Annotated in this window: 17 protein-coding genes; 9 read left to right on the top strand and 8 right to left on the bottom strand. The window is 62.5% G+C overall.

Translation table 11 applies throughout. From position 1 onward, the window contains the following. The 3 genes from V5E97_RS37285 to V5E97_RS37295 are packed head-to-tail and all read right to left on the bottom strand — an operon-like array spanning nt 1 to nt 1900. Complete coding sequence (locus V5E97_RS37285) at nt 1-339, bottom strand: BMC domain-containing protein (protein WP_406696606.1); 339 nt, start codon at nt 337-339, stop codon at nt 1-3. A 53-nt stretch (nt 340-392) separates the two neighbouring features. Next, nucleotides 393-1076 carry a PduL/EutD family phosphate acyltransferase gene (locus V5E97_RS37290; RefSeq protein ID WP_406696607.1) on the bottom strand — a complete coding sequence of 228 codons (684 nt, stop codon included), beginning with the start codon at nt 1074-1076 and terminating at the stop codon, nt 393-395. Beyond that, nucleotides 1073-1900 (bottom strand): DeoR/GlpR family DNA-binding transcription regulator, encoded by an 828-nt coding sequence (locus V5E97_RS37295; protein ID WP_406696608.1) that lies wholly within the window; start codon nt 1898-1900, stop codon nt 1073-1075. Before V5E97_RS37295 ends, V5E97_RS37290 begins: the two co-directional genes overlap by 4 nt. Before the next feature lie 191 nt (nt 1901-2091). On the opposite strand from V5E97_RS37295, the gene mutM reads away from it, so the two are divergent. From mutM to ftsH, 3 genes are all read left to right on the top strand, one after another. Beyond that, nucleotides 2092-2952 (top strand): bifunctional DNA-formamidopyrimidine glycosylase/DNA-(apurinic or apyrimidinic site) lyase, encoded by an 861-nt coding sequence (gene mutM / locus V5E97_RS37300; protein ID WP_406696609.1) that lies wholly within the window; start codon nt 2092-2094, stop codon nt 2950-2952. A 238-nt stretch (nt 2953-3190) separates the two neighbouring features. Further along, entirely contained in the window at nt 3191-5068 is a 1878-nt protein-coding gene (locus V5E97_RS37305; protein WP_406696610.1) for an ATP-binding protein, read from the top strand. Between the two features lie 133 nt (nt 5069-5201). Beyond that, nucleotides 5202-7079, top strand: a complete 1878-nt coding sequence (gene ftsH / locus V5E97_RS37310; RefSeq protein ID WP_406696611.1) for an ATP-dependent zinc metalloprotease FtsH — start codon at nt 5202-5204, stop codon at nt 7077-7079. A gap of 426 nt (nt 7080-7505) precedes the next feature. Here ftsH and V5E97_RS37315 read toward each other — a convergent pair whose 3' ends face one another. The 5 genes from V5E97_RS37315 to V5E97_RS37335 all read right to left on the bottom strand — a co-directional run bounded on the left by V5E97_RS37315 (nt 7506) and on the right by V5E97_RS37335 (nt 13434). Further along, the gene (locus tag V5E97_RS37315; protein ID WP_406696612.1) at nt 7506-9260 is read right to left on the bottom strand and encodes an ABC transporter permease; all 1755 of its coding nucleotides are present in this window, start codon (nt 9258-9260) and stop codon (nt 7506-7508) included. Beyond that, nucleotides 9254-10051 (bottom strand): hypothetical protein, encoded by a 798-nt coding sequence (locus V5E97_RS37320; RefSeq protein WP_406696613.1) that lies wholly within the window; start codon nt 10049-10051, stop codon nt 9254-9256. The genes V5E97_RS37315 and V5E97_RS37320 overlap by 7 nt, the downstream gene beginning before the upstream one ends. A 344-nt stretch (nt 10052-10395) precedes the next feature. Then, a complete protein-coding gene (locus V5E97_RS37325; protein ID WP_406696614.1) occupies nt 10396-10719 on the bottom strand; it encodes a hypothetical protein in 324 nt (107 codons plus the stop codon). 41 nt (nt 10720-10760) lie between these two features. Then, complete coding sequence (locus V5E97_RS37330) at nt 10761-11600, bottom strand: hypothetical protein (RefSeq protein WP_406696615.1); 840 nt, start codon at nt 11598-11600, stop codon at nt 10761-10763. 133 nt (nt 11601-11733) lie between these two features. After that, complete coding sequence (locus tag V5E97_RS37335) at nt 11734-13434, bottom strand: formylglycine-generating enzyme family protein (protein WP_406696616.1); 1701 nt, start codon at nt 13432-13434, stop codon at nt 11734-11736. Nucleotides 13435-13605: 171 nt separating this feature from the next. On the opposite strand from V5E97_RS37335, the gene V5E97_RS37340 reads away from it, so the two are divergent. From V5E97_RS37340 to V5E97_RS37365, 6 genes are all read left to right on the top strand, one after another. Continuing rightward, nucleotides 13606-15675 (top strand): VWA domain-containing protein, encoded by a 2070-nt coding sequence (locus V5E97_RS37340; protein ID WP_406696617.1) that lies wholly within the window; start codon nt 13606-13608, stop codon nt 15673-15675. Between the two features lie 538 nt (nt 15676-16213). Next, complete coding sequence (locus tag V5E97_RS37345) at nt 16214-16366, top strand: hypothetical protein (RefSeq protein ID WP_406696618.1); 153 nt, start codon at nt 16214-16216, stop codon at nt 16364-16366. Nucleotides 16367-16707: 341 nt separating this feature from the next. Beyond that, nucleotides 16708-17445: a hypothetical protein gene (locus V5E97_RS37350; protein ID WP_406696619.1), complete on the top strand. Its 738-nt coding sequence runs from the start codon at nt 16708-16710 to the stop codon at nt 17443-17445. A 190-nt stretch (nt 17446-17635) separates the two neighbouring features. Beyond that, the gene (locus V5E97_RS37355; RefSeq protein ID WP_406696620.1) at nt 17636-19450 is read left to right on the top strand and encodes a GAP1-M domain-containing protein; all 1815 of its coding nucleotides are present in this window, start codon (nt 17636-17638) and stop codon (nt 19448-19450) included. Further along, a complete protein-coding gene (locus V5E97_RS37360; protein WP_406696621.1) occupies nt 19432-20949 on the top strand; it encodes a hypothetical protein in 1518 nt (505 codons plus the stop codon). Before V5E97_RS37355 ends, V5E97_RS37360 begins: the two co-directional genes overlap by 19 nt. A gap of 82 nt (nt 20950-21031) precedes the next feature. Continuing rightward, on the top strand, nt 21032-22033 hold the full coding sequence (locus V5E97_RS37365) for an ROK family protein (RefSeq protein ID WP_406696622.1): 1002 nt from the start codon (nt 21032-21034) through the stop codon (nt 22031-22033). The last annotated feature ends 149 nt before the right edge of the window (nt 22034-22182 follow it).

Consider the following 22182-nt stretch of genomic DNA (forward strand, 5'->3'; position numbering starts at 1 on the left):
TTAGGCTCCGTCATTCTTGGAGTTGGCGGTCTTGGCGGGAGCCTGAGCCGCGGCCTTGGTGAAGGTCAGGATTCCGCTCAGGTCTTCGTGGGGACGGGGGATCACCTGCACGCTGACCACTTCGCCGATCCGGCTGGCGGCGGCCGCCCCGGCATCGACGGCCGCTTTCACCGCGGCGACGTCGCCTGCCACGAAGGCCGTGACCAGGCCGCTACCGATCTTGTCCCAGCCCACCAACTCGACGTTGGCGGCCTTCAGCATCGCGTCGCAGGCTTCCACCAGGGCGACGAACCCTTTGCACTCAATCATGCCTAGCGCTTCAAGCGTCGCAACGGCCATTTCGGCCCTCCTTCAGTCGGGACAAATCGGGCAAATTTCGGTCGAATCGGCAATCAAGGACGGAATAAGGTGACGTTGGTCGCGTGCACCAGGTCGCAGCAGTTGGCCTCGTCGGTGTCGATATGCACCTCGAGCTTCCAGTCAGGATTGACCCGCACGAGCAGGCCCTCGAGCGTGGTGGGGCAGGGGCTGTCCACCCGCATGTTCATCCGGTCGAGATGCTTGACGCCGTAGTAAGCGGCATCCTTCGTGCCCATGTGAACGTGGCGTTCCGCCCGGATCACTCCCTTGGGCATCACCAGGCTCCCCTTCGGCCCCACCAGGAGGCAGCCGGGCGTTCCTTCGACGTCGCCCGAGAGCCGCACCGGGATGTCGATGCCCAGGCTGATCGAGTCGGTGAACGAGAGCTCCACCTGGCTGAACTGGCGGCAAGGGCCAAGGATCCGCACGCTCGGAATCATCCGCTGGCGAGGGCCGACGACCGCGACCGTCTCGTTGGCGGCGAAGTCGGTCGCCTGGTAGAGCCGCTTCATCTCCGTGAGCTGATACCCATCCCCGAACAGGACGTTCACGTCCTCCTGGGTCAGGTGACAGTGCCGCGCGGAGATATTCGCAACGACATTCGGCTTTGCGGGGCCGACCCGCCCGTTGCCGGAAAGGCCGTTGCCGAGTTGCTGCGTCAGGATCGACCGGACGAGCTGCTCGACCAGATCTCTCGAGGCCTCGAGGCTACTCATGCGTCCTTCCTCAATCCGTCCGAGCGGAGAGCGCCATTGGCACGTCCCTCCACGTTCTCTCCCGCCATAGACGCGAGGTGAATCGTCACCCCCGCCCGCTCCACCATCGCGCGGTCCTCGTCCTCCAGGCCGGAGTCGACGACCAGGTGCTGGACCTCTTCCAAGCCGCAAAGCCTTGCAAGCGCCAACCGACCGAACTTGGAGTGGTCCGCGACGATGATCACCTCTTGACCGCAGCTCATCATCTGACGCTCGGTCTCGACCAGTAGTAGGTTCGAGTTGTAAATCCCCTCGGCCACGATTCCGCCCGCTCCCAGGACCGCCTTGCGGACGCGAATCCCCTGCATCGTGGCGATCGCCAACGGCCCCAGCGCAACGCCCGTTCGCGGGTACACGTAACCGCCGATCAAAATCAGATCGATCGAGGGACAGGACGCGACGAGCTGCGCGATCGGAAGGCTGTTGGTCACGATCTGCAACGACCGGCCCAGCAAGGAGCGCGCCACCTCCAGGGTCGTCGTTCCCCCGTCGAGCAGAACCGTGTCCCCGTCCTCGAAGAGCAGGGCGGCCGCCCGGCCGATCACCTGCTTCTCCGTCGCGGCGGTTGTGACTCGGTCTTCAAGCGCCGGCAAGGTACGCAACTCTCCCTGAAACACCGCCCCACCGTGCGTCCGCTTGATCGCCCCAGTCAGGTCGAGGTTCTCCAAATCACGGCGGACCGTGCTTTCCGACACTCCCAACGACTTGACCAGCTCATCGAGCGTGGCAAACCCCTGGCGAGCGATCAGATCCAGCAAGTGGCGGCGACGTGTTTCGGCGAGCATCAGGCCTCAGGCGATCGGTTTCGTTCACAAACCCACAAGAGAGTTTCCGGCCTCTTTCACAACTTGTCAAGAACCTTCAGAGCCGCCTGACGGAATTTGAAAGAGTTTGCAGGATTCGGACCGCAGTGATGATTGTAGGCTCGCTGTGCGGTAGACTTTTTGGTGGCGAGCTCATTCAGAGAGGACAAGCCATGCCCGAGTTACCCGAAGTGGAAACGATGGTGCGAGGGCTCCGGCCTGCGCTTGGGGGAATGACCCTGCGTGAGGTGCAAGTCCTCGACGAATTCTTGCTCGTCGGCCATACCGCCCGCGAGTTCGAGCGATTCGGCCAAGGGGCGAAGGTCGACCGAGTCGACCGTCGCGGCAAGTGGGTCGTCATCACGCTGGGTGACCGCCGTGGATTGATCGTCATCCAGCCCCGGATGACTGGAGGCTTTTGGCTCGTTCCTCCCGATCGCCCGGAACACATCCGCCTGATTTTCCGGACGAATGGGCCACGGGAGAGCATCTGGTTCTGCGACAACCGGCGCCTGGGCAAGATCGCCTGGTATCCCGGCCCCGACGAGGCTGAATTCGCGTTCGCACGATCGCACGGTCCCGACGCGCTCGTAATCACCCGGCAAGAGTTGAGTGATCGGCTCGAACGGACCGGGCGGGGGATCAAGCCGACGCTCATGGACCAGAAGGTGCTCGCTGGGATCGGCAACATTTACGCCGACGAGATCCTCTTCCGGTCGCGGATCCATCCCTCGCGTCCTGCTTCGAAGCTCTCGAACGCGGAGCTTGACCGCCTTCACGCCGCGATCCCAGCCGTGCTGGCCGAGGCGATCGCGGCGGAGGGGTCGAGCTTCGACGCGGGTTATCGTACCGTGCTCGGTCTCGAGGGGGGCTTTTTGGCCGGAAACGCGATGTACGGCCGCGGGGGACAGCCTTGCCCGAATTGTGGCGACCCGATCGAGAAGACGAAGATCGCGGGGCTGAGCGGTCGGCCAACTCACTTTTGCCCAAAGTGCCAGCCGCTGAATCCACCTCGTCGGACCAGCAAACGATGAGCGAAGGATCGCAGGCGGGATGCGATTCGTTTTCACGACGGCTCGAATCCGCCACGAGGACGACACGTTCCACGGTAACCTGTTTGCTTCAAAGCACCTCCGTCTCCGGATCTCGCCCTATTCGTCGTCGTCGATTTGCGGTATTCTGAGGTGCCACCTCAGGCTTCATCGACGGTGACGTCTTGGCAAGGAAGCCATTTCACGCCCGGGCGGCGTCCCAAGGGGGGGAGACAACCCCGTGTCCTACCGCAGCTTTAAGCACTTGCTGGGCGAGACGAGCCTGGAGCGGAAATGCCGCTTCATCTTCGGCGGCGGTATCCTCGTCCTCGTCACGGTGAGTTTCTACTGGTACGGTCAGAAGACCGAGACCCTGGTCATCAACCAGACCACCCAGACTGCGCGAATGCTCGTCAACCCCGCGTTGATGAACATTCACTACAAAGCCACGGGAAATTCCGAATTCCAGGCGCTCATCGGCATGCTCTGGGATGATCTCTCGCTCCTGGATGATCTTCCCAAGTACGAGTCGAAGATTCTCAACCCGTACAGGCCGCGGAAGAAGAATACGCCTGACGACGAGTTTGAGAGGGCCACGCTCGCTCGGTTTGTCCGCTCGGCGGGTTCCGAGGAGGCGTACCGAAAAGCCGGCAACCCACGGAAGCCGTACACCTTCGGCGATGGCACGCCGATGTGGAGCAGTAAGATCCCGCCTGGCAAGAAGGACTTTCAGTACCTCCAGGCGGTCTTGTACAAGCCCGGCTGCCTGATTGCCTGTCACGGCAGTCGCGACAGCGCCATCGACAATCACATGTCGCGGCAGACGGAGGATGGCAAATTTCAACTGGCCAAGGCGGGGGACTTCGCCGGAATGGTCTCGATCCGGCTGCCGATGGAGCCCACGAACAAGGCCATCCACAGCAATCGCGCCATCCTGATCACGGCCGCCCTCGTAACGGCGATCCTGGCGATGGTGGCCTCCTACGTGATCGTGCGCTACGTGATCGTCAAGCCGGTCAAGCATTTGCGGGACGTCTCCGACGCCATCGCGGCAGGCAAGCTCAACATCCGCAGCCAGATTCAGACGGGTGATGAATTCGAAGAGCTCTCGCATGCGTTCAACCGCATGCTTCACAACCTCGTCTCGATGCAGCAGGAATTGCGTGACGTCAACGGAGACCTCGACCGCAAGGTCGACGAACTGGCTCAGGCCAACCTGGCCCTCTTCGAGATGAACCGGCTCAAGAGCGACTTCCTGGCCACGATGAGCCACGAACTCCGCACCCCGTTGAACTCGATCATCGGCTTCTCCGAAGTGCTCGCGGGGAGCGAGCAGATCAACGAGCGACAACGACGGTACGCCTCGAACATCCAGTCTTCGGGCAAGATGCTCCTGGGAATGATTAACGACATTCTGGACCTGGCCAAGATCGAGAGTGGCAAGATGGAGGTGCGGACCGAGGACTTCTCGATCCGCGACGTCTGCGAAGCCTTGACCAGCCTCGCCCGCCCGATCGCGGAACGGAAGAACATCGACCTCGAATGCCGGCTCGACGAGGCCATCCCGTTGCTCCGACAGGACTCGGGCAAGCTCCGCCAGATCCTCTATAACCTGCTCTCCAACGCGATCAAGTTCACGCCTGAGGGGGGCCGCGTCTCGTTGCGGGCCAGGACCGAAGGGCGGCACGTCGTCATCGATGTGGCCGACACGGGCATTGGAATCGCCGAGGAGGACCGCGAGAAGATCTTCGAGAAGTTCCGCCAGGCGGGGGGGCCCGGCCAGGAAGACAGTGTGCTGACCCGTGAGCACCAGGGCACCGGGCTCGGCCTTTCGATCGTTCGCGAGTTGACCAAGCTGCTCGGGGGAGACATTTTCCTCGAGAGTCGGCCAGGGCAGGGGAGCACCTTCACCGTCCGGCTCCCGATGCAACTGCCGGGGAATCGCAAGTTCGAGGTCAACCTCAGCGACGAGCGGATCGACCTCTCCAAGGCTCGCCGCATCGAAGCACGGCCCCAACTTCCTCACGGCCCGACGGCCTCGGGAGACGCGGGGCCGCCGCACGGAAGTCCGCACGTCCCGTTCGGCGAAACGATCCGTGGTTCGGGAAGAAATTATTGACGAGACCCCCGCAGAATCCTAAACTTTGAGGTCCCGCCTTCTGACCGTCTCGGTTGAATCGACTCGAGGGATAATGCTATCCCTCGACTTCTTGAGCTTACACCTTGTCTGATACTCCACGGATGATCCCGGCATGGATCCTAAGACCACGCGCTCTGCACCCTCGCGCCGTCCTTCCCGCTTGTCTTCTCCCTGGCTCCTTCTTGCGGTCGCTCTACTCTGCACCCCACCCCTGATTTACTGGTCCATCACCTTCCAGTCGGCTCGAGACATCGGCTACGGAGATTTCATTCAACGGCTCGAGAAAGGGGAGATTCGTTCGGCCAAGGTGGGCCCGACCTGGATCACCGGTGAACTGAAAACCAAAGGCCCGACGTCCCGCTCCGTGCATTTCTCCACCTCCCGAGTCGGCCTCGAGGACGACCAGCAGCTCTTCCGGCTGCTCCGCGAGAAGCTCGGCACCGATTATCAAGGGGAGGCCGGCCCTTCGCTCGTTCAGACGGTCGTGCTCCCTTCGTTTACCCTGACGTTCCTGATCGTTGCTCTCTGGATCATGATGAAACGATCGGGCGGCATGGGATCGGCGATGGCGTTCGCCAAGAGTCGTCCCAAGGTCTACGAGAAGGATGAGCGTCGGGTTACTTTCGATGACGTCGCGGGCAATGAAGAAGCGGTGACGGAACTGCGTGAAGTCGTCGAGTTCCTCCGGACGCCGGAGAAGTACCAGGCGCTGGGCGGAAGAATTCCCAAGGGGGTTCTGTTGGCCGGGCCACCCGGCACGGGCAAAACGCTCCTGGCCAAGGCGGTGGCGGGCGAGGCGGGAGTTCCCTTTTTCTCGCTCTCCGGTTCCGACTTCGTCGAGATGTTCGTAGGCGTCGGCGCCGCGCGGGTCCGGAGCTTGTTTCAGCAAGCTGAGGCCAAGGCTCCCTGCCTGATCTTCATCGACGAGCTCGACGCACTGGGCAAGGCGCGAGGGACCGGTGGAGGGAACCACGACGAACGCGACCAGACTCTGAATCAGCTCCTCGTTCAAATGGATGGTTTCAACTCCAATAACGGCATCATTCTCATCGCCGCCACCAACCGGCCCGAGATGCTCGACCCCGCCCTGGTGCGCCCGGGCCGGTTCGATCGCCAAGTCGTGGTTGACCGACCCGACATCCTCGGCCGTGAGGATATCCTCAAGGTCCACGTCAAGACCGTGGCCCTTGATGAGGAAATCAACCTCCGGCAAATCGCCGCGATGACTTCAGGGTTCGTCGGCGCGGACCTGGCCAACCTCGTGAACGAGGCGGCCCTGCTCGCGGCCCGGAAGGGAAAGACCAAGGTCGGTTCGGTGGAGTTCCAGGAAGGGGTCGAGCGCGTGATCGCAGGTCCCGAGAAACGTCAGCGCGTCCTCGTCCCCGAGGAAAAGCTGCGAATCGCGTACCACGAGGCAGGCCACGCCCTGGTGTCGCGCAGCCTGCCCCAGACCGACCCGGTTCACAAGATCACGATCCTGGGACGCGGCACGGCGGCTCTCGGTTACACGATGTATCGTCCTGAGGACGATCGCTTCCTCCATACCCGAACCTGGCTGGAGAGCACGATCTGCTCTCTGCTCGGAGGGACGGTCGCCGAAGAAATCGTCTACGGCGAAGTGTCCGACGGCGCGACCAGCGACCTCCAACGCGCCACACAGATCGCCCGGCGAATGGTCACCGACTTCGGTATGAGTCCCAAAATCGGTCGAGTCAGCTACCAGACCGACGGGCGAAGCCCTTTCCTCAACGGAGGAGGAGCCAACGATTACGCGTGCAGCCCGCGGACCGCACGCGAAATCGACCTCGAGGTCCGTCGGATTCTCGACGAGGCTCAAAGGGCTTCCGGGCGGATCCTCTCCGAGCGAAGAGACGCACTCGAAGAGATCACCCGAAACCTCATGGATCATGAGTCGATCGATGCCAGCGAACTCCAGAGCATTCTCGACGCCTACCCCTACGAGATTCGGCCTCTCTCCGACTTGGTGTAATCACCATTCAGAACGCGATTTTTCTCGATTCCCCCGAGACTGCGGGCATCCAGCCCGCAGTCTTCTATTTAAATCCATGCAAAACTAGATACAAAGCTTCGCCGAACCCATTTTCCTCGACGGCGTCGTGATCGTCCTGGGCATCAATGTGGGCCCAACGATTCCCGTTGGGTGGGCACGGCCCACCATCTTAACTTCCTAATGAGCAAGGAGATAGGGATGGTGGGCAGTGCCCACCCTACAAGTGGGATTCAATCACAAGTGAATTCTAGATTCAGAACCGGTTCGGCGTAGCTCTAGAGTGAGTATGGAATTGCGGGTGGGGTGCGGACGCGCCTCAGGGATTCCATGGCTGCAGGGGCGGTCGTCTCGTCAACGAGCCCCTCAGAATCCGATCCTCGGCCCACGACGGCGAGGCTGAACGGGTCACCTGGGAGACGGTTCTCTCATTTCGGTCGGTGTCAAAACCGGGGTTGGCTCGTGAAGGAGGCGCTCGGCCGCGAGCGCAAACCGGCCTTCCGTGCTCCGTCCGGCAAGACGGTCGAACCGCAGCCTCGTGTAGCTCACCAAGACGAGCATTGCGACAACGTAGGGTGCATAGCCAATCACGAGTTGCACAACGGACATTGCCGACGCGTACCGGCGCATGTTGACAGGGACGATCGCGAGCGTCTCAGACATCACCGTGATCGTGATAAAGAGCAGCAACCAAGCAATGGCCGTGAGGATCGCGGCGATGATCGAGCAAGCGACCAACGCGCCGAGCCAGATACCGATCGTGACCGTCATGGCCCGCGTGGAAGTTGTCGAGGCAAGTGACGCGCGAATACCCACCGCGGCCATGAACCCGCCGACGACTAGGGTTCCAATAACCAGTCTGGCGTAATCTCCTCCTGACATCGCCCCGACAGCGAACGAGAGACTCCAGGCGAGAACCGCCGCGGCGAATAGCCAACGGAGCGCGAAGAGCGAACCCCAGAGCTTCGCGCGGATGATTTCCTTGGCCTCCAGAGGACTGGTCAAAATCGCATCCCAGGTCCCGCGCTCGCGCTCCGACGCAATCGTCACTGCAGCGCGAAGGCCAACCGCCCACTGGATCAACCAGGAGAGAATCAACCCGGATTCCCCCACGGCAATCTTCAGCATGGACTGAGCCCACCCATACCATTCTTGACCGCTAGCGGGCGCTTGCCACTTGGCCCAGATCATCACGCCGGCCATCGTCAGGCTGCCGATACCGAGGAGCAACGTCAGGCAGGCGCACACCCACCACCCCAACCCGCCAAGCGTTCCCGCGCGTTCGATATAAAGCTCTTTCCAGATCATCGGCCGGTCGCCGCGGAGCGGAGGAACCCGGCCTCGGCGTTTGCCAGTCCGGCCGACCTGGGCACCGTCGAGTTGGCCCAGGCAGTTGGGAGCAAGTCGCCAGGAGGCAACGGCAAGCCCAATCAGCCCGAGAGCCATCCAGAGCCCACTTGAGAGCAAGGCCGGCTCATACCTTTCCTCCCAGACGAGACTCCCCAGCGTGCTGTACGGGTTCAGCAACAGTAACCACTCGAGAGGCCCGAGCGATAGTTTGAGTGCGTTGGCCAGTGGACCGAGAAGGAACACCAGATCGATCAGGTAGACCGAAAGAAGCGCGTCCCGGCCCCGCCGTGACACGGCCGAGATCGCCATCGATAACCCGCCCCCGCCAAAACCAACGGCGGTCGGCAAGAGCAGGAGAACTCCCATGGTCTTCGCGTCGGAACCGGTCAGCGCGGCGAACAGAACGATCGACGGCACTCCCACGAGCAGGATCATCAGAACCTGGGTCATCTTGCCTGCGAATCGCCCGAGAACCACTTCTCGCGAGTTCAACCTGGTGGTAAGGAGCAAGCCGAGCGCCCCTCGCTCCTTCTCACCGGCGAGCGTTCCCGCCAGCACCGCCGGCGAGATGACGAGGGCAATTGTCAGCAAGATCCCCTCAACGAGTGTCAGACCGAATCGAAACTCGATGTAGGGACGATAGTCGGGGATGGAATAAACGCAGATCCAACCGTACCAGAGGTCGATCATCGTGACCGACAGAATGGCGAGCGCGGCCAAGGTCCGCACAAGAATGAGCCAACCGCGCGCCAGGGCCCTGCGGCACTCTGACTCGACGAGCGGACCGAACACCGCTGACAAGAGGGTCACCACGAGACGTCGGGCTCCTGCGTCTTGGCCGAGTCCGAACAGGCGGCTCGCGCACTCGGGCGGCTGAGCAACCAGAGCGAGACGATGGGGTAAATCGATCCCACGATCATCATGGCCACGGCACACGACGTGAACCAGACCAGCATCGCCTTGGTGAGCGTATCAGCAAATCCTGGCGGTAACTTCTGGCCCGCGGCCTGCTGCTGCGCCATGGCCTGCATCTGAAATTTGGTCATACCCACAGCGAGCTTCGGAATGATGGCGATCGTCGCGTAGCCGTAGACCAAAACCAGCCGAATGATCTTCAGTGCGGCGACTCCCAGGCCAAGCTTGATCCCCCACGGTCTTCGCAGCACCAACCCGATCCCCGCCGTCAAGAGCAGGAGATTCAGCAGTAGTCCACTCAAAAACTCAAACCAAACATAAATCAGAATGGGACGGTCCTCGAGGCCCATCGCTCCGAAATCCATCTGAGGGACTTTCGGAGGTTGCGGCTGGGCCTCGTAGACCTTCCGCCTCTCACCGACCGCGGCCTTCGCCTCGTCGGTCGTGGCGGCTTCCTCCTCGGCCTTAAATGCATCGAGGACGGCTTTCCGCTCCGAGTCCTGCTTCGCCTCGATATCCTTCTGGAACTTCACCATCGTCTTCGAAAACATAGGGATCGACGTGTAATAACCGATGGAACAGAGCCCACAGATCATCAACGCTGAGGCAAAAACAATATTCAGAATGCCGAGAACCTTGGGAATCCGTGGGTTGGGGACCACGTACGAGGAGGACGACACGGGTTCCATATCACTCTTTGCTCCGCAGAGGGATGGATCGCCTTGAAGCGCGCGGCTCTGCCAGGTCAATCGTCGAACACGCAGAATTATTTCGTCGAAACCATTGAGCGCAAGCACTCCCGGCTTCCGGAGACGTGTTTACTTTACACTCGTCGGAGGTTTGGCGATACGTGGAACTCGTAGGATCTGGAGCGGATTGCTTGCGAGAAGGGTGCGAAGCTTGGAGACCAACTCACCTCGCCTGAACGCACCGGTGAGCCACTCAGCCCCGGTCACGATGAGGCGATCTTAGCTGCCCAGCCGCATAGCCAACTTTCGCGGCTTCCCATCGGCCGGCGCCCCCGATTGTCGGCCTAGGGCCGGTAGCGGCTCGCGACCCGTTCCAGGTGCTCAGCATTCTCGACAGCCTGTACCTGTAAGGAACGGGCGTCCGTGAGAACCACCTGGAGAATCGCCTTCTCAGCGGCCGTCGTGGCCCGCTTCACCCGCATCTGGCGGTCCTTGACGACACCTTCCCAAAAAGGCAGTTGGAGCCGGGCCTGGTAAGCGCGGGTGGCATGAACGTGGGCGGCCTCAAGGTGGGCCACGCTCGCCCGAAGCGCGAAGGCCGCGGTGACGAGCGAGGCCAGAGTCGTGATGAGGAGGAATTCACGGAATCGAACCCGGGGCATTCGCATCGCCGAGAGTCCTTATGATCCGGCAAAGTCCACGGCGCCGGTTACGACAGTTCTCCCTCGCGTTCCTCAGAGCCGGACACCTCGTCGAGACAGCATGCCGCCTTGACGCTCGGGCGGGTCAGGATGACCAGGGTGACCGCCGGGTAAATCAGGCAGAGAATCATGCCGAACAGGGCGAGGATATAAGCCATCGCGACCATGTTCAAGGCAAAGTTCTCTGCCGTGTATTGGACGGGGGGAGGGCTGGTCCGCCCCTGACTCAGAGTGGCGTTCGCTTTCGCGATGATGACTTTGCCGAGTTCGGTGGGGGCAACCGCCTGAAGCGCTCGATGCGCCTGGGGGACGATCACGATCGTGAAGAACAAGGTCAACGCGATGATCCGTCCGATCTTCAGGAGGGCCACCCAGATGGCCATCTTCCGCGCCCAGACCCGAAGTTGGGTCAGGCCGATCCCCGAGGCGAGCATCAGTAGGTTGAGCACCGGACCCGTCGCGAAATCGGCCCAGTAATACCAGTTGAGCAAGAGCAGGACATAGTTGATCGACTTAAGATCAATATGCTTCTCAAGGTTCTTCTGATGACTCGTGCTGAGCTCCAGCCGTTCGGCCCGCAACGCCGCTTTTTTCGCGTCGTCGGTGGTCGACTCCTCGCGAGTTTGAAGCTCGAGAATCTGTCGTTGGCGATACTGATCATAAAAATTCTGCGCATCGCCCGGTTCAAGTTTGAACGGCTGGTTTTGGGTGAACGACGGGCCAATCAAATCCAGGGGCCCGAGCCCGATCAGGAAGAGAAAGAAACCAAAGGCGACGTTCAAAGAACCGATCGCTTTGGGAAGTCCGGGCTTGGGTGGAACCGTCACGACTGTGGGAGGCGAATCCATGGATTATCCTAAGATCACGATGCGAGACGAATTTGGGTTGGTTTGGTCATCGGCTGCTTGAGACCTGGCTCGTCGTCGGCCCGGACGTGCCAGCCGAGCATTCAAGGGACGGTGCCTCGATCCATTGAGCGGCTCATTTCAACTGCCAGCGGACCGGGACGAGGTTACTGACAACGCGAGGATCGGCGGAGTTTGCCGCCTCCCCCCCCAGGCTCAGGGCGACGGAGACCGGAGCGTTTGCGGCCAGCCCCGCGGCCGACATCCGTGACCGGTCGATCATTACCGTCAGGCGTCTTGAACGATCGGGTTCGGTCGTCGCCAGGCGGTGGGACATGTGCCCCCCTCCCGGCAGGTAAACATTGACCCACCATTCCGTTCCCGACACGGGCAGGGGGTCCGACCAGCGAACCTCGAGTGGGACCTCGTAAAACCAGCGGCCCAGGGGGGTGATCCGTCGGACCGGCCCCGCCAGGCCCCCGAGTCGAGCAAGTTGTCCTTTGGCAAACGTCGGTGTCTGAACCCGGTTCTCGACCGCTGCGACGAACCAGAGCGATGCAATCTTTCGATCCGCCAGGGCGCGCCAGCTCGATTCGGGCAGCGTTCCCTGAAGCGTCACCGTGGCTCGATCGGGGTCGAACTGCGCCTCGAGCTTCGCCAGCCTCGGATCTCCTGCAAGCGTCTTCTTTACGAGGTCCGAACCGGTCTGCGCATCGAGGTCGAACACGGGGCGGACGCCCACATACGGATCCGGGCCGGTCGAGTCGGCGTCGGACACCTCGATCTTCGTCACGGACTCAGCCGGCTCCGTGCGAAAGTGCCCGCCCAACCGAGCAAAGCCATCGGGCGGTGCGGTCGCCCATTCGGCAGCATTCCCGAAGGTATGAAACAAGTGCCATGGGCTCGCCTGAAACTGGGGCACACCCAAGCCGGGTCGAGTCGACGCCGTGGTATCTCCCGGGAGAGTCGGTTCCGAGCCGAGGAAGTTCGCCCCCTCGACATTCAACGGCTCTTCCCCCCACCAGAAGCGAGTCGAGCGACCGGCCCTGGCTGCGCGGTCCCACTCGGGGACGGTTGGCAGGCGGTAGACCACTCCGGAACGATCGAGCTTCCCCAGCTGGGCGAGGAGGGCCTGTGCCTTCCGAGGCGTGAGGCCGATCGCCGGCTGCGCGGGGGATTCGAGCAAGAATTCATCAGACCGACCTGCGCGGGGATCATAATCGGAGAGCAGGCGACCGGCCTGGGCATTGCTCACCTCGGTGGTCGCGATGAAGAAACCAGGCTGAGCGTTGGAGCCGGGCACGCGGACGAACTGCAAAGCCTCGGGCCCGGGCCTCGGCAAGAGTCGTGCTTCGCCGGGAGGACCAGCCAGGGGGGTTCCCCAACCGATAGGTCCCACGGCCTGATCCGAATCTTCGGCACGAGGATGGGGGAAGTCGTCGATTCTCGCTTCGATCGCATTGCTCAGCTCCGCATTCGTCGCCGGATCGAGCACACTCACGCGAATGAGGACCGAAGCGGGCCGCAAGTTCCTGACGGCCGAGGCCGGCACGTACACCGGGATGCGCCGCGGAGATTGCCCCGGCTCGACTCGTAAGGGCTGGGTTTCCACCTGTCCGAGCGGCAAAACGATTCGTAGCGCGAATTGTCCCGAGAGGCCGCGCGGCCACCCGGTCCTCGCCGTCAGCTCGAACGAATCACGGCCTCCTCCAGGAAAATGGACCGCGGGTTGGTCCCAGCCCAAGAGCTGGACGCGCTCTGCCGCGAACGCCATCCCATGGCCGTACGCCAAGGCTTGGCACAATCCAAGTGCAAGGAGCAGGTGCCGCTGGTTCATCGAAGGCTCCGAAAAAAATGGCGTGTGGGGGAGTTGCGAGTCCGCCAGGGTCCGGCTCGAACTACCCCCGGTGCCAGGACAATCCTCCGGGAATTGTCCGCAAGGTCGGTCTCAGCGTACCATAAAAGTGCGGGAACGGCCCGACATTGAATCCCACTGGAACCGCCTCCGATGCCTCCGCTTTATCGCATGCCGGTCTTCTATGCGTTCGCCCTGCTGATCACAGGTGCGTATGCGATCGGAACATGGTCGGCTTCGGACCGGACAAGCCAGCGACCGACACCTCAACGCACGACCGCTCCTCCCCCGGATCGAGCCGCGCTTCGCGCCCCGATCGTCGAGTCGCCAACCACCGGACTCATGGACGGGATCTTGCGCACATCGGAAGGGCTGAGGCGCAAGGTCTTGATCAAAGATCTGGACGTCCTCTGTCAGAGCGAACCCAGCGGAGGCACGGTCGCGAACTCGCCACTCGATTATTTTGCCATCCGATACGTTTATGGTGAATCCCCCACGGATCGACCGACCGCCTTCCAACTCGGCTCGAAGGAGGAGGCTTCGCCGTGCTGGGTCCCCTCGGCATCAGTCCTGGAGTGGGACACCCGCCTGATGGCCCGACCGACGCCAAGGCAGGGACGTCCCCCCCTGGTGATCTATCGGGAAGCGGCGTGCCTCCTCGACGTGCTGGCCCATCGCCCTTGCCCGCGGCATGCGGGGCATTGCCCGACGGAAGGGGAAGAACGTTCCGACGGGGCAGGGACTCCAGCGCTCGGAATGCCGATCCTCACGTCGCGGTCGATTCCCCAGCCGGACGATTCGAACAAGACGATCTTCCAGGTCGCCAGCCTGGTCCGTGACCAGGCCCCGCCACCTCCTCCCCCCGCCGCGCCACCGAAGGACTTCCTCCCTTCATTGCGCAGGGTCGATATCGCCTTTGTGATCGATACCACGGCCTCAATGCAAGCGACGATCGTCGCCTCGCGAACGCTGGCTCAGCAACTCATTGCCGATGCCGCCGATCGGCACCGTGACGTGACGATCCGTTTGGCCCTCGTCGACTACCGTGACGACTCCCCGGCCTTCGGCCACACCGCGAGGATCGTTACGCGGTTCACCAACGCCGTCAACTTCCTCGCCGCACTGGAGACGCTGAGCGCCGCTCGTCGCGGCGATGGTTCGATTGACGAAGCGGTGTTCGATGGACTGGCCCAGGCCCTCCCGGCCGGCCCCGGCGATCGGCCCGGATCACCCCACCTCGACTGGCCGTCGGGACGGGCCGGCGAGCTCGCGACCAAGATGATCGTCCTGCTCGGCGACGCGCCCGACCATGCTCAGGACCTGTCACGCGCCCGGTCGCTGGCCAAACGGGCCAAGCAGGCCGGAATCACGATCGCCACCGTCGCGCTCGACCGACCGGGTACGCTCTCGCGACAGGAACTGGCTCGGTACCGCGCTCAGTGGCAAACCCTGGCCGAGGACTCCTTCTTGCCACTCGAGAAGGACAAGGGTTTCACCCAAACGGTCCCTCCTCTCGCGTTGCAATTGGCTGACGCCGATCAACTCGTCGCCATGCTCCAGGCCATCATCAACGACCGGATCAAGTACGCCCGGGACCTCGCGGCGCTGGCCACGGCCGAGGCAGAGGGAAGACTCACCGATTACGTCAACAGCCAGGGTCTGACCCTCGACCAGGTCGCGCCGGTGCTCGTCGACCTCCACCGCGACGAGTCGTCGGGACAGGCTCGACCCGATCCTCGATTTCAGGGTCGGAAAGCCCCGTCAGTCCGCGTCGGTTGGATTGGGGAACAAAGTGACGGGCAGCCGATCGTTTCGGTCGAAACCTTGATGTCACGTCAGGAACTTGGCTCGCTCATCGACGAGTTGACGCAACTTCAACTGGCCGCGCAAGGCACCGCTCGCGACCTGGCCGAGCTGGCCCAGATCGGCACCGCCGCCGCCGCCGGCGAGGCAAGCTTCCTGGCGACCGACCGGGGGACGCAGACGTTCGCCGACCACCTCCGCCGTCGTCAGGGCCTCCCCCCCGCGCGACCCGACAGTCTGCTCCACCGCACCCAGGCGGACCTTCTCCAGGCCGACGATATCTCCAGGGCCGCGCTCAACGATCGACTCGCCACCACCCTGTCCGAACTCATCAAACGACGGAACTCGTCCGACTGGGGCGACCCCCGCCGCACGATTGATGGCATGGCGCTCATTCCCTATTCGCTCATCGATTTCTGAGGGAACGCCCCAGGCAGAGTCCATCACGTCCTCACGTTCGTTTGACTTTTCCAAAACGTCGTCCCGACAAAGTTCGAGGCAATCACGCCTCCGCGCAGGCATATTCGAGCTAAGCTTGAATCACTTGGAACCGTTTTCGCTTGCAGTGGATTGGATCTTCATCTCGTGGGGAGTCCTCATCCTGCAAAGGGAGCTGCTTGGCCATGTGGAAATTGCTCTCGCGTTCTGAGGTACCAAGACCGACGGAATCCATTCCGAATCCGAAGGCCCACCAATCCGCCGATACTCCGCGACAACAAACCAGCGCGGCACCATCGACGACGATCCCCCCCGGGACGCAATCGGACAGCCTGAGCAGCGAGGCCAGTCTGCGAAATCGCCGGGAATCACCCCGCTACTCGGCCGTCAAGGAAAGTCTCTGGCTGGGATGGTGGGCAGAGGATGAGTTCGTCCTCGTCGACGCTGAACTCGTGAATATCAGCGAAGGCGGAGTGCAAATCGCAGTCGCGACGGCCCCGCCGCAGGACAGGTTGTCTGGATGCGACTGGAAGGGACCTCCACGCAGAGCAGTCTCGCCGCCCTGGTTCTCGAATCGCGGTGGGTAACTCTAAGACGCCACTACAACGTCCGGCTCGAGTTTCAGGAACGGTGCCCGTCTGACTTCTACAACTCAGCCATTTTCGGTGAGTAATCCGCGCCACCGTTCGTGATCGTCACAACTTCTTGACCGCGATGATCGACCGACACAGAGGGCTCCCGCTATACGCTCCGGGGAGCCCTTTTTTTTTGTCCCCGGCATCAGTGTGTTCCGGCCTTGGGTCGTGGCAAGAATTGCCGTGAGTCTGTACGAGCTCTCCGACCGCTGGACCGAATTCTTTGCCTGATTCCCCCGAAGTCGCTAAAGGATCAGGTCTTCCCTGTCGAAAATGTTTAACAGCGAAGGATCAATGGGTCACCAAGGGCGACATCATATGACCCCATTGAACGGATGAACTTGCAATAACGACTCTTCGATGTCGCGGAGATAGACCGATGGTACTGCGACTGATCTTGGTGAGTCTTGTCGCCGGGCTTGGATGTGACATGCCGACTCGGCACGAACTGGATACGATGGCCCAATCTGCGCAACAATGGGTGAATACCCGCCTTGCTGACTGGGATTTTCAAACGACGTCCGACGACGAGAGCTACGTCCTCATCGCCGACCCCGCCCAGACCACGCTGCCTCCGGCAGCTCCCGCCCCCGCCCCCGTGTCAGACAATGACTTTGCCGGTGTTCTTGCAGAGAATGTTGCCTTGTTCGCTCAAGACGAGCTCGCGAGCTCAACCCGTGAAATGGACCAATTTGTGAAGAACGGCGACCAGCTCGCCACCGTCGATTCGTCGAAATCCCTCGCGATCGACCTGCCCACGGCCCCCGCCGACATGGTGATCGATGAGTCGATCCCCACCGATATTACGGAGATTGCGTTCGAGGGTTGGAACCAAGAGTCGACCGAGAGTCACCCCGGCGAAGTGGTGAGCTCGACCCCGGCACACCAACTCGACCTGGCATTCGATGGAGTGATCGAGGAAACGATCACCAGCTTCGCGGTTGATGCCGCAACCCTGGCCGCTTCGACCCCAAGCCCGGACAATGATTCGTTCGAGACCGACGTGAGAGGCAAGGCTGAGAATCGCCTGACGAACGCCGTTCGCTTGACCCGCGAGGCTGTCGTCGCCTGGGCAAGCCTGCTCCACGGCCCCGCGGTCGTCACCATCGCCCCCTGACACCTCCTCTCAGCTTCAGCATGAAATGACGACGACCCGAAGCCCAAGTGGCCTCGGGTCGTTTTTTTATTGGATTCGAGGGTCGCGGCAGGGGAGACCTCCTGCTCGTGCATCTCGCCCCACGTGAGGGTCATTCTTGAGCACTATAACCGATTGACATAGCAGGCGTTTAGAGCGAAACTCAGCGGTTATGAAGCAGATTTATTACACGCAGTGCCCGATCGGATACGGGCTGGGTGCGAGTAATGGTTTTCAGATCAAAAGGCTCACGCCGGGTTACCCGATCTCGGGTGACTTTCGGTATCTGGGCCTTCGTGCGTTCCTGGCAGGGACGCGGACGATGGCTCCGTCCGCACTCCGTTACCGCCGCAACGAGCAAGGCGAAGCCGAGGTGGCCTGGCTCGCTCCGCGGAGCCATGAATATGACACCGAACGCGGCCGTTGGGGGAGACCGGGAGGCCACTTCGCTCACGGCTTGCTCCTTGATGACACGGAGCTGGAAACACTGGGCAATTGGCCCGCGGGCCTGTTCAACCGCCCGCTCTGGATCCGATCCGACCCAGTTCCGAGCCGAGGGGAACCCCCAGCGGCCCTCGAGTTGTCGGTCGCCGACTTGAGCGATCCACCTGGCTTCGATGCCTTCGACAAACTCGTCCCGGGGACAGACGCGACGTTGCTGGCTCAACTGTTGACGAGCCTGGCCGCGGTTGTCCGCGAAGGGCGGACCCTGTTCCTGATCGACGACCCCGAACGACTCGCCGATCGGATCGCACTGCTGACCCTCGCCTTCCCCGCCGCTTGGCGGCCCGCCCTCACGTTTTCCACCTACCACGACCGCCCCGAGGAACTTCCGGGGTTCCGAATTCAGGGATCGATTCCCGCCGCGCGTCCGAATCGGCATGCCCTGCTTGCGAACGGGATTGTGGCGGATCTCGGCTCAGGCCGCATCGAACCGCAAATCGAGCCGACCCCTTGGGCGACGACGCTGGCGAATTGGCTCACAGCCCGAGGTCCGGCGAACCGATGGGCGTGGGAGGAGACCGCGCGGCGTGCCGGCATCGCCCGGTCGAGTTGCGCCACCGATTCGATCTGGACCGACGAGTGGCTCAACCAACTTCACGACTTCGATCGCCTGGCCCACCCCAAGAGGAATGCGCCTGCGGAGACTGGCGAATGGGCGGAATTGGCGAGTTTGACCCGCTGGGCAAGGCGGCACGGGCTGGCCGAAGAATTGGTCAAGGCGCGTCCTCCCTCGTGGTGGCGGGAGGTGACTGGTGGATCGAACGACGCAAGGCTCGCCTTGCGGGAACATCTGGCTCAGCCATCCGCCTGGATCCCCGATGACGAGCCAGGCGGATGGGGTGAATTGATTGCCCGCTGGTCGCGCGATCTGGCACCGAACGAGCGGATCTCCTTGATCGAAGCGGCGCTAGGGTCGGCGCCGGCGGCGGACCGTCCTGGGTTCGTGCGTGCCTTGATCGGCGCGCTGCCCGACCCCGAGGCCCGAGAGACGCTCCGTTGGCTCCAGGCACTCCCTTCGAGCGATCGGGCGCTCTTGCTCGCTCTCGGCGTTCGAAGCGCAGTGGCCGACGCCCTCAAGAATCAGGACACGCGGCCGATCCGCAGCGTACTTGTGCAGGCCTTCGGCCTGCCGGAGTCGCTGCCCGCCGTGCTCGACGCCCTCGCCGCCGAAGCGGCGACCCAGCCTTCGGCAATCGAGGAAATGGCGGCTTGGATTGCCAGGGCACTCGAACCGGCGGGCCCCGGCCCGTTGCGATCGTCGTGCGCTGGGCACTCCGCCAGGGGGATGCGGCGAAGCTCTGGCTCAAGCCCTATTTGCGACGAGTCTTTGCGGATCCGACGAACCGAGAAGGCTGGCAGACCCTCTATAAGATGGTCCCGCAGCCGTTGCAAAGTGAGTTCGGAACTGTCGCGCTCGAAATCGGTCGGGATCCTACTCTGCCGGATGAAGCCTTTCGCTGGGCCGTGGAAGAGGTTCTCCTGACGCTCCCGGAGGGAAACCGTCCTCAGTCCTCAGGTTGGGCCGGTCTCTACCTCGATCGGACCCCGTCGGGCCTCGACCTCTTGAAACGACTCTTCACCAAGGAATACCGCAGGATAGGCCTGGCGCAATGGGTCGAACAGGCCCGGGTCCGGGGGGAACTCTCGGAAGCACAGCAGGAGCGCATCGCTGACTGTGAGCAATATGCTCGGGTGCTCCGAACAGGAGATGCTCGCTCGCTCCTGAACATCAAACTACCGGGCATCCCTGCCACGGAGCGGGGGGCGATTCTCAGCCAGATCCTTCGCCATATGGGCGGAGGCTCGAACGATACGTTGAACCTCGCGCTCGACACTTGCCGCGACTCCTGGCCAGATGCGTTCCAGGCCGGGCAGCCGGGAATTGGCGGGCTGGCGCGTGCACTCGCGGAACCCTTGCTGGCCGATCGGGCCAATCCGACGGTCTGGTTCGATCGGCTCGTCGGACTCCTCGACCGGCTGGGACTGACCCGAGACGGCGTTGACGGCTTCGAGTGCGACAGCCTGGCGGCCGAGATCAGCGCCGAGACTCTGCGGCGGGCCGGTCCCTCGTTCGACGTCTGGAGTGTTCGCCAATTCCTGCTCCAGAACGATCGATCATGGCGTCTCCTCGCGGCCGACGTCGGTCGGGATCTGGCAGGAAAATCGATTTCAGCCCGTCTGGAAATCCTCGAAGTATGGGACCGGTCGCTCAACAAGGGGATGCATACGGCACGTTTTTTCGAAGTCTGGTTGAACGTGTGCGATGGTCCCACGCTGGCCGCCACTGTCGCGACTCGAGCCGCCGCCCTGAAATCGCTGGGTCCCATTCCCTGGTGGCGATCGACTCAAGATCCAGACTCCTGCAATGACCTCCGCGATGCGTTCGCGACGCTCTCACCGATGGCGCCCTTGCCCGAGGAAGGACTGACCTCGGTTCAGCACTGGATGAGGCCCACCCCCAGGCCGGCCGATCCCCGCTCGACCAGCGAGGACTCGCCACTCCCGGAATTGCTCGAACTTTTGGAGCCCCGGATCGCGGATCACACACCTGTGCTCTCACGCCAAGGCGCTGCGCGCTGGCGTTGCCTGGAAGCACTTTCCGCGATTTATCGAACCGGAATCGGCAGCGCTTCCTGCTGGCAAAGTCTGGCCGGCTGGAAACACGTGCTCCCGCTGGGTGAGCTCGAGTCGGCGGACCGCTACCGTTTCGTCTCCTGGTTCATTCTTCGCGTCGACGAATTTGAACCGTTTCATATTGCCCGGTTCGCGAAATGGCTTTTCGAGTCGGGGTTGTCCGACGCGGATCGGCTGTCTCGATGGGCCGAGGAACTGGACGAAATTGGAGCGGTTACTGATGCGATCAAGCTGGCGCGGGCTCCCCTGGTCGGCGACTTGCGCATGGAACTCAGGAATGTGATCCGCGACGCCCGGGAATCCGGCAGCAGAAAATCGCGATCGCCCGATTCCCCCCCCGACCCGTAATCGGTTAATATCGCCCCCGTAACACCCAGCGTCACAGCTTGCCTGGATAGGCTTGATGCCGGCCACTTAGGAGCGAGAGCGAATGTCATTGCAGGGGGCTGGCCCCTTCGTGGTCGGAATCGACCTGGGAGGCACCAAAACGCTGGCGGGGGTTGTGGGAGCCGACAACCAAATCCTCGGACGTAGCAAGCGATCAACCCCGGCCAAGGAGGGGGGACCCGCCATTGTTCAGACCATCGTCCAGTGCGTGGACGACGCTCTCAAGAATGCCGGACTCACGCGAGACGACATCGCCGCGGCAGGCATCGGATCTCCCGGTCCGTTGAATCCTGAAACGGGCGTCGTCCTCTTCAGCGCCAACCTGAACATCCGCAACTTTCCGCTCGGACCCGACCTCTCGGCCATCCTCAATCGGCCGGTGCTCCTTCAAAATGATGTTCGGGTCGGAGGCTATGGCGAATTTCGCCTGGGAGCCGGCGTCGGCTATCAAAATATCGTCGCCGCGTTCGTCGGAACCGGGATCGGCGGCTGCCTGATCCTCGATGGCAAGATTTTCACGGGATCGACCGGCAACGCCGGCGAGCTTGGCCATATCATCGTCAAGGCGGGCGGCCCCAAGTGCGGCTGCGGCGCCCACGGATGCGTCGAAGCCCTCGCCAGCAAGACGGCCATCGCACACCGAATTTCGAAGGCGATCCGAAAGGGACACCCGACGCTCCTGAGCGACAAGCTCTCGAAGAAGTCAGGGCGCCTCAAGAGCGGCGAGCTTGCCGACGCCATCGCTCACCACGATCAGGTCGCGATCCGCGAAGTCCACCGCGCTGCACATTACCTGGGCGTCGGCCTGAGCGGCCTGTCGAACGTGCTCGGACCCGAGGTGTTCATCATCGGCGGTGGGGTGGCGGGAGCCCTCGGCGAACCCTATGTCGATCTGGTGCGGGCCTCGGCACGTCGCCACATGCTGACGGATCCGGATAAAAAGATCCGAATCGTTCGGGCAGCGCTCGGCGACGATGCCGGAATCCTGGGAGCGTCACTCCTCGCCCGCGAGAAGTTCCTGACCGACAACCACCAGCCGCGGTAAGGAAGACTGCTGGCAACAACCCTCTCGGCTGGTGCGCGGTCCGTCTCAAAGGGCGGACCGCGCAGCCGCTGGAGATCTCGCTCGGTTGCCTCCGCATCGGCTTCAGGACTGCAAGAGTCGCCTGGGCCGACGGAAGGATTGCTCTCACC

Source organism: Singulisphaera photorubra (assembly GCF_045290345.1).
Classification (GTDB): Bacteria; Planctomycetota; Planctomycetia; order Isosphaerales; family Isosphaeraceae; genus Singulisphaera.

Bases quoted from the DNA above. Each gene is read 5' to 3' on its own strand.
- V5E97_RS37330 (WP_406696615.1), bottom strand. From the start codon at position 11,600: ATGGATTCGCCTCCCACAGTCGTGACGGTTCCACCCAAGCCCGGACTT.
- V5E97_RS37285 (WP_406696606.1), bottom strand. From the start codon at position 339: ATGGCCGTTGCGACGCTTGAAGCGCTAGGCATGATTGAGTGCAAAGGG.
- V5E97_RS37345 (WP_406696618.1), top strand. From the start codon at position 16,214: ATGCGACTGGAAGGGACCTCCACGCAGAGCAGTCTCGCCGCCCTGGTT.
- V5E97_RS37365 (WP_406696622.1), top strand. From the start codon at position 21,032: ATGTCATTGCAGGGGGCTGGCCCCTTCGTGGTCGGAATCGACCTGGGA.
- V5E97_RS37340 (WP_406696617.1), top strand. From the start codon at position 13,606: ATGCCTCCGCTTTATCGCATGCCGGTCTTCTATGCGTTCGCCCTGCTG.
- V5E97_RS37335 (WP_406696616.1), bottom strand. From the start codon at position 13,434: ATGAACCAGCGGCACCTGCTCCTTGCACTTGGATTGTGCCAAGCCTTG.
- V5E97_RS37290 (WP_406696607.1), bottom strand. From the start codon at position 1,076: ATGAGTAGCCTCGAGGCCTCGAGAGATCTGGTCGAGCAGCTCGTCCGG.
- ftsH (WP_406696611.1), top strand. From the start codon at position 5,202: ATGGATCCTAAGACCACGCGCTCTGCACCCTCGCGCCGTCCTTCCCGC.
- mutM (WP_406696609.1), top strand. From the start codon at position 2,092: ATGCCCGAGTTACCCGAAGTGGAAACGATGGTGCGAGGGCTCCGGCCT.
- V5E97_RS37320 (WP_406696613.1), bottom strand. From the start codon at position 10,051: ATGGAACCCGTGTCGTCCTCCTCGTACGTGGTCCCCAACCCACGGATT.
- V5E97_RS37295 (WP_406696608.1), bottom strand. From the start codon at position 1,900: ATGCTCGCCGAAACACGTCGCCGCCACTTGCTGGATCTGATCGCTCGC.
- V5E97_RS37355 (WP_406696620.1), top strand. From the start codon at position 17,636: ATGAAGCAGATTTATTACACGCAGTGCCCGATCGGATACGGGCTGGGT.
- V5E97_RS37325 (WP_406696614.1), bottom strand. From the start codon at position 10,719: ATGCGAATGCCCCGGGTTCGATTCCGTGAATTCCTCCTCATCACGACT.
- V5E97_RS37350 (WP_406696619.1), top strand. From the start codon at position 16,708: ATGGTACTGCGACTGATCTTGGTGAGTCTTGTCGCCGGGCTTGGATGT.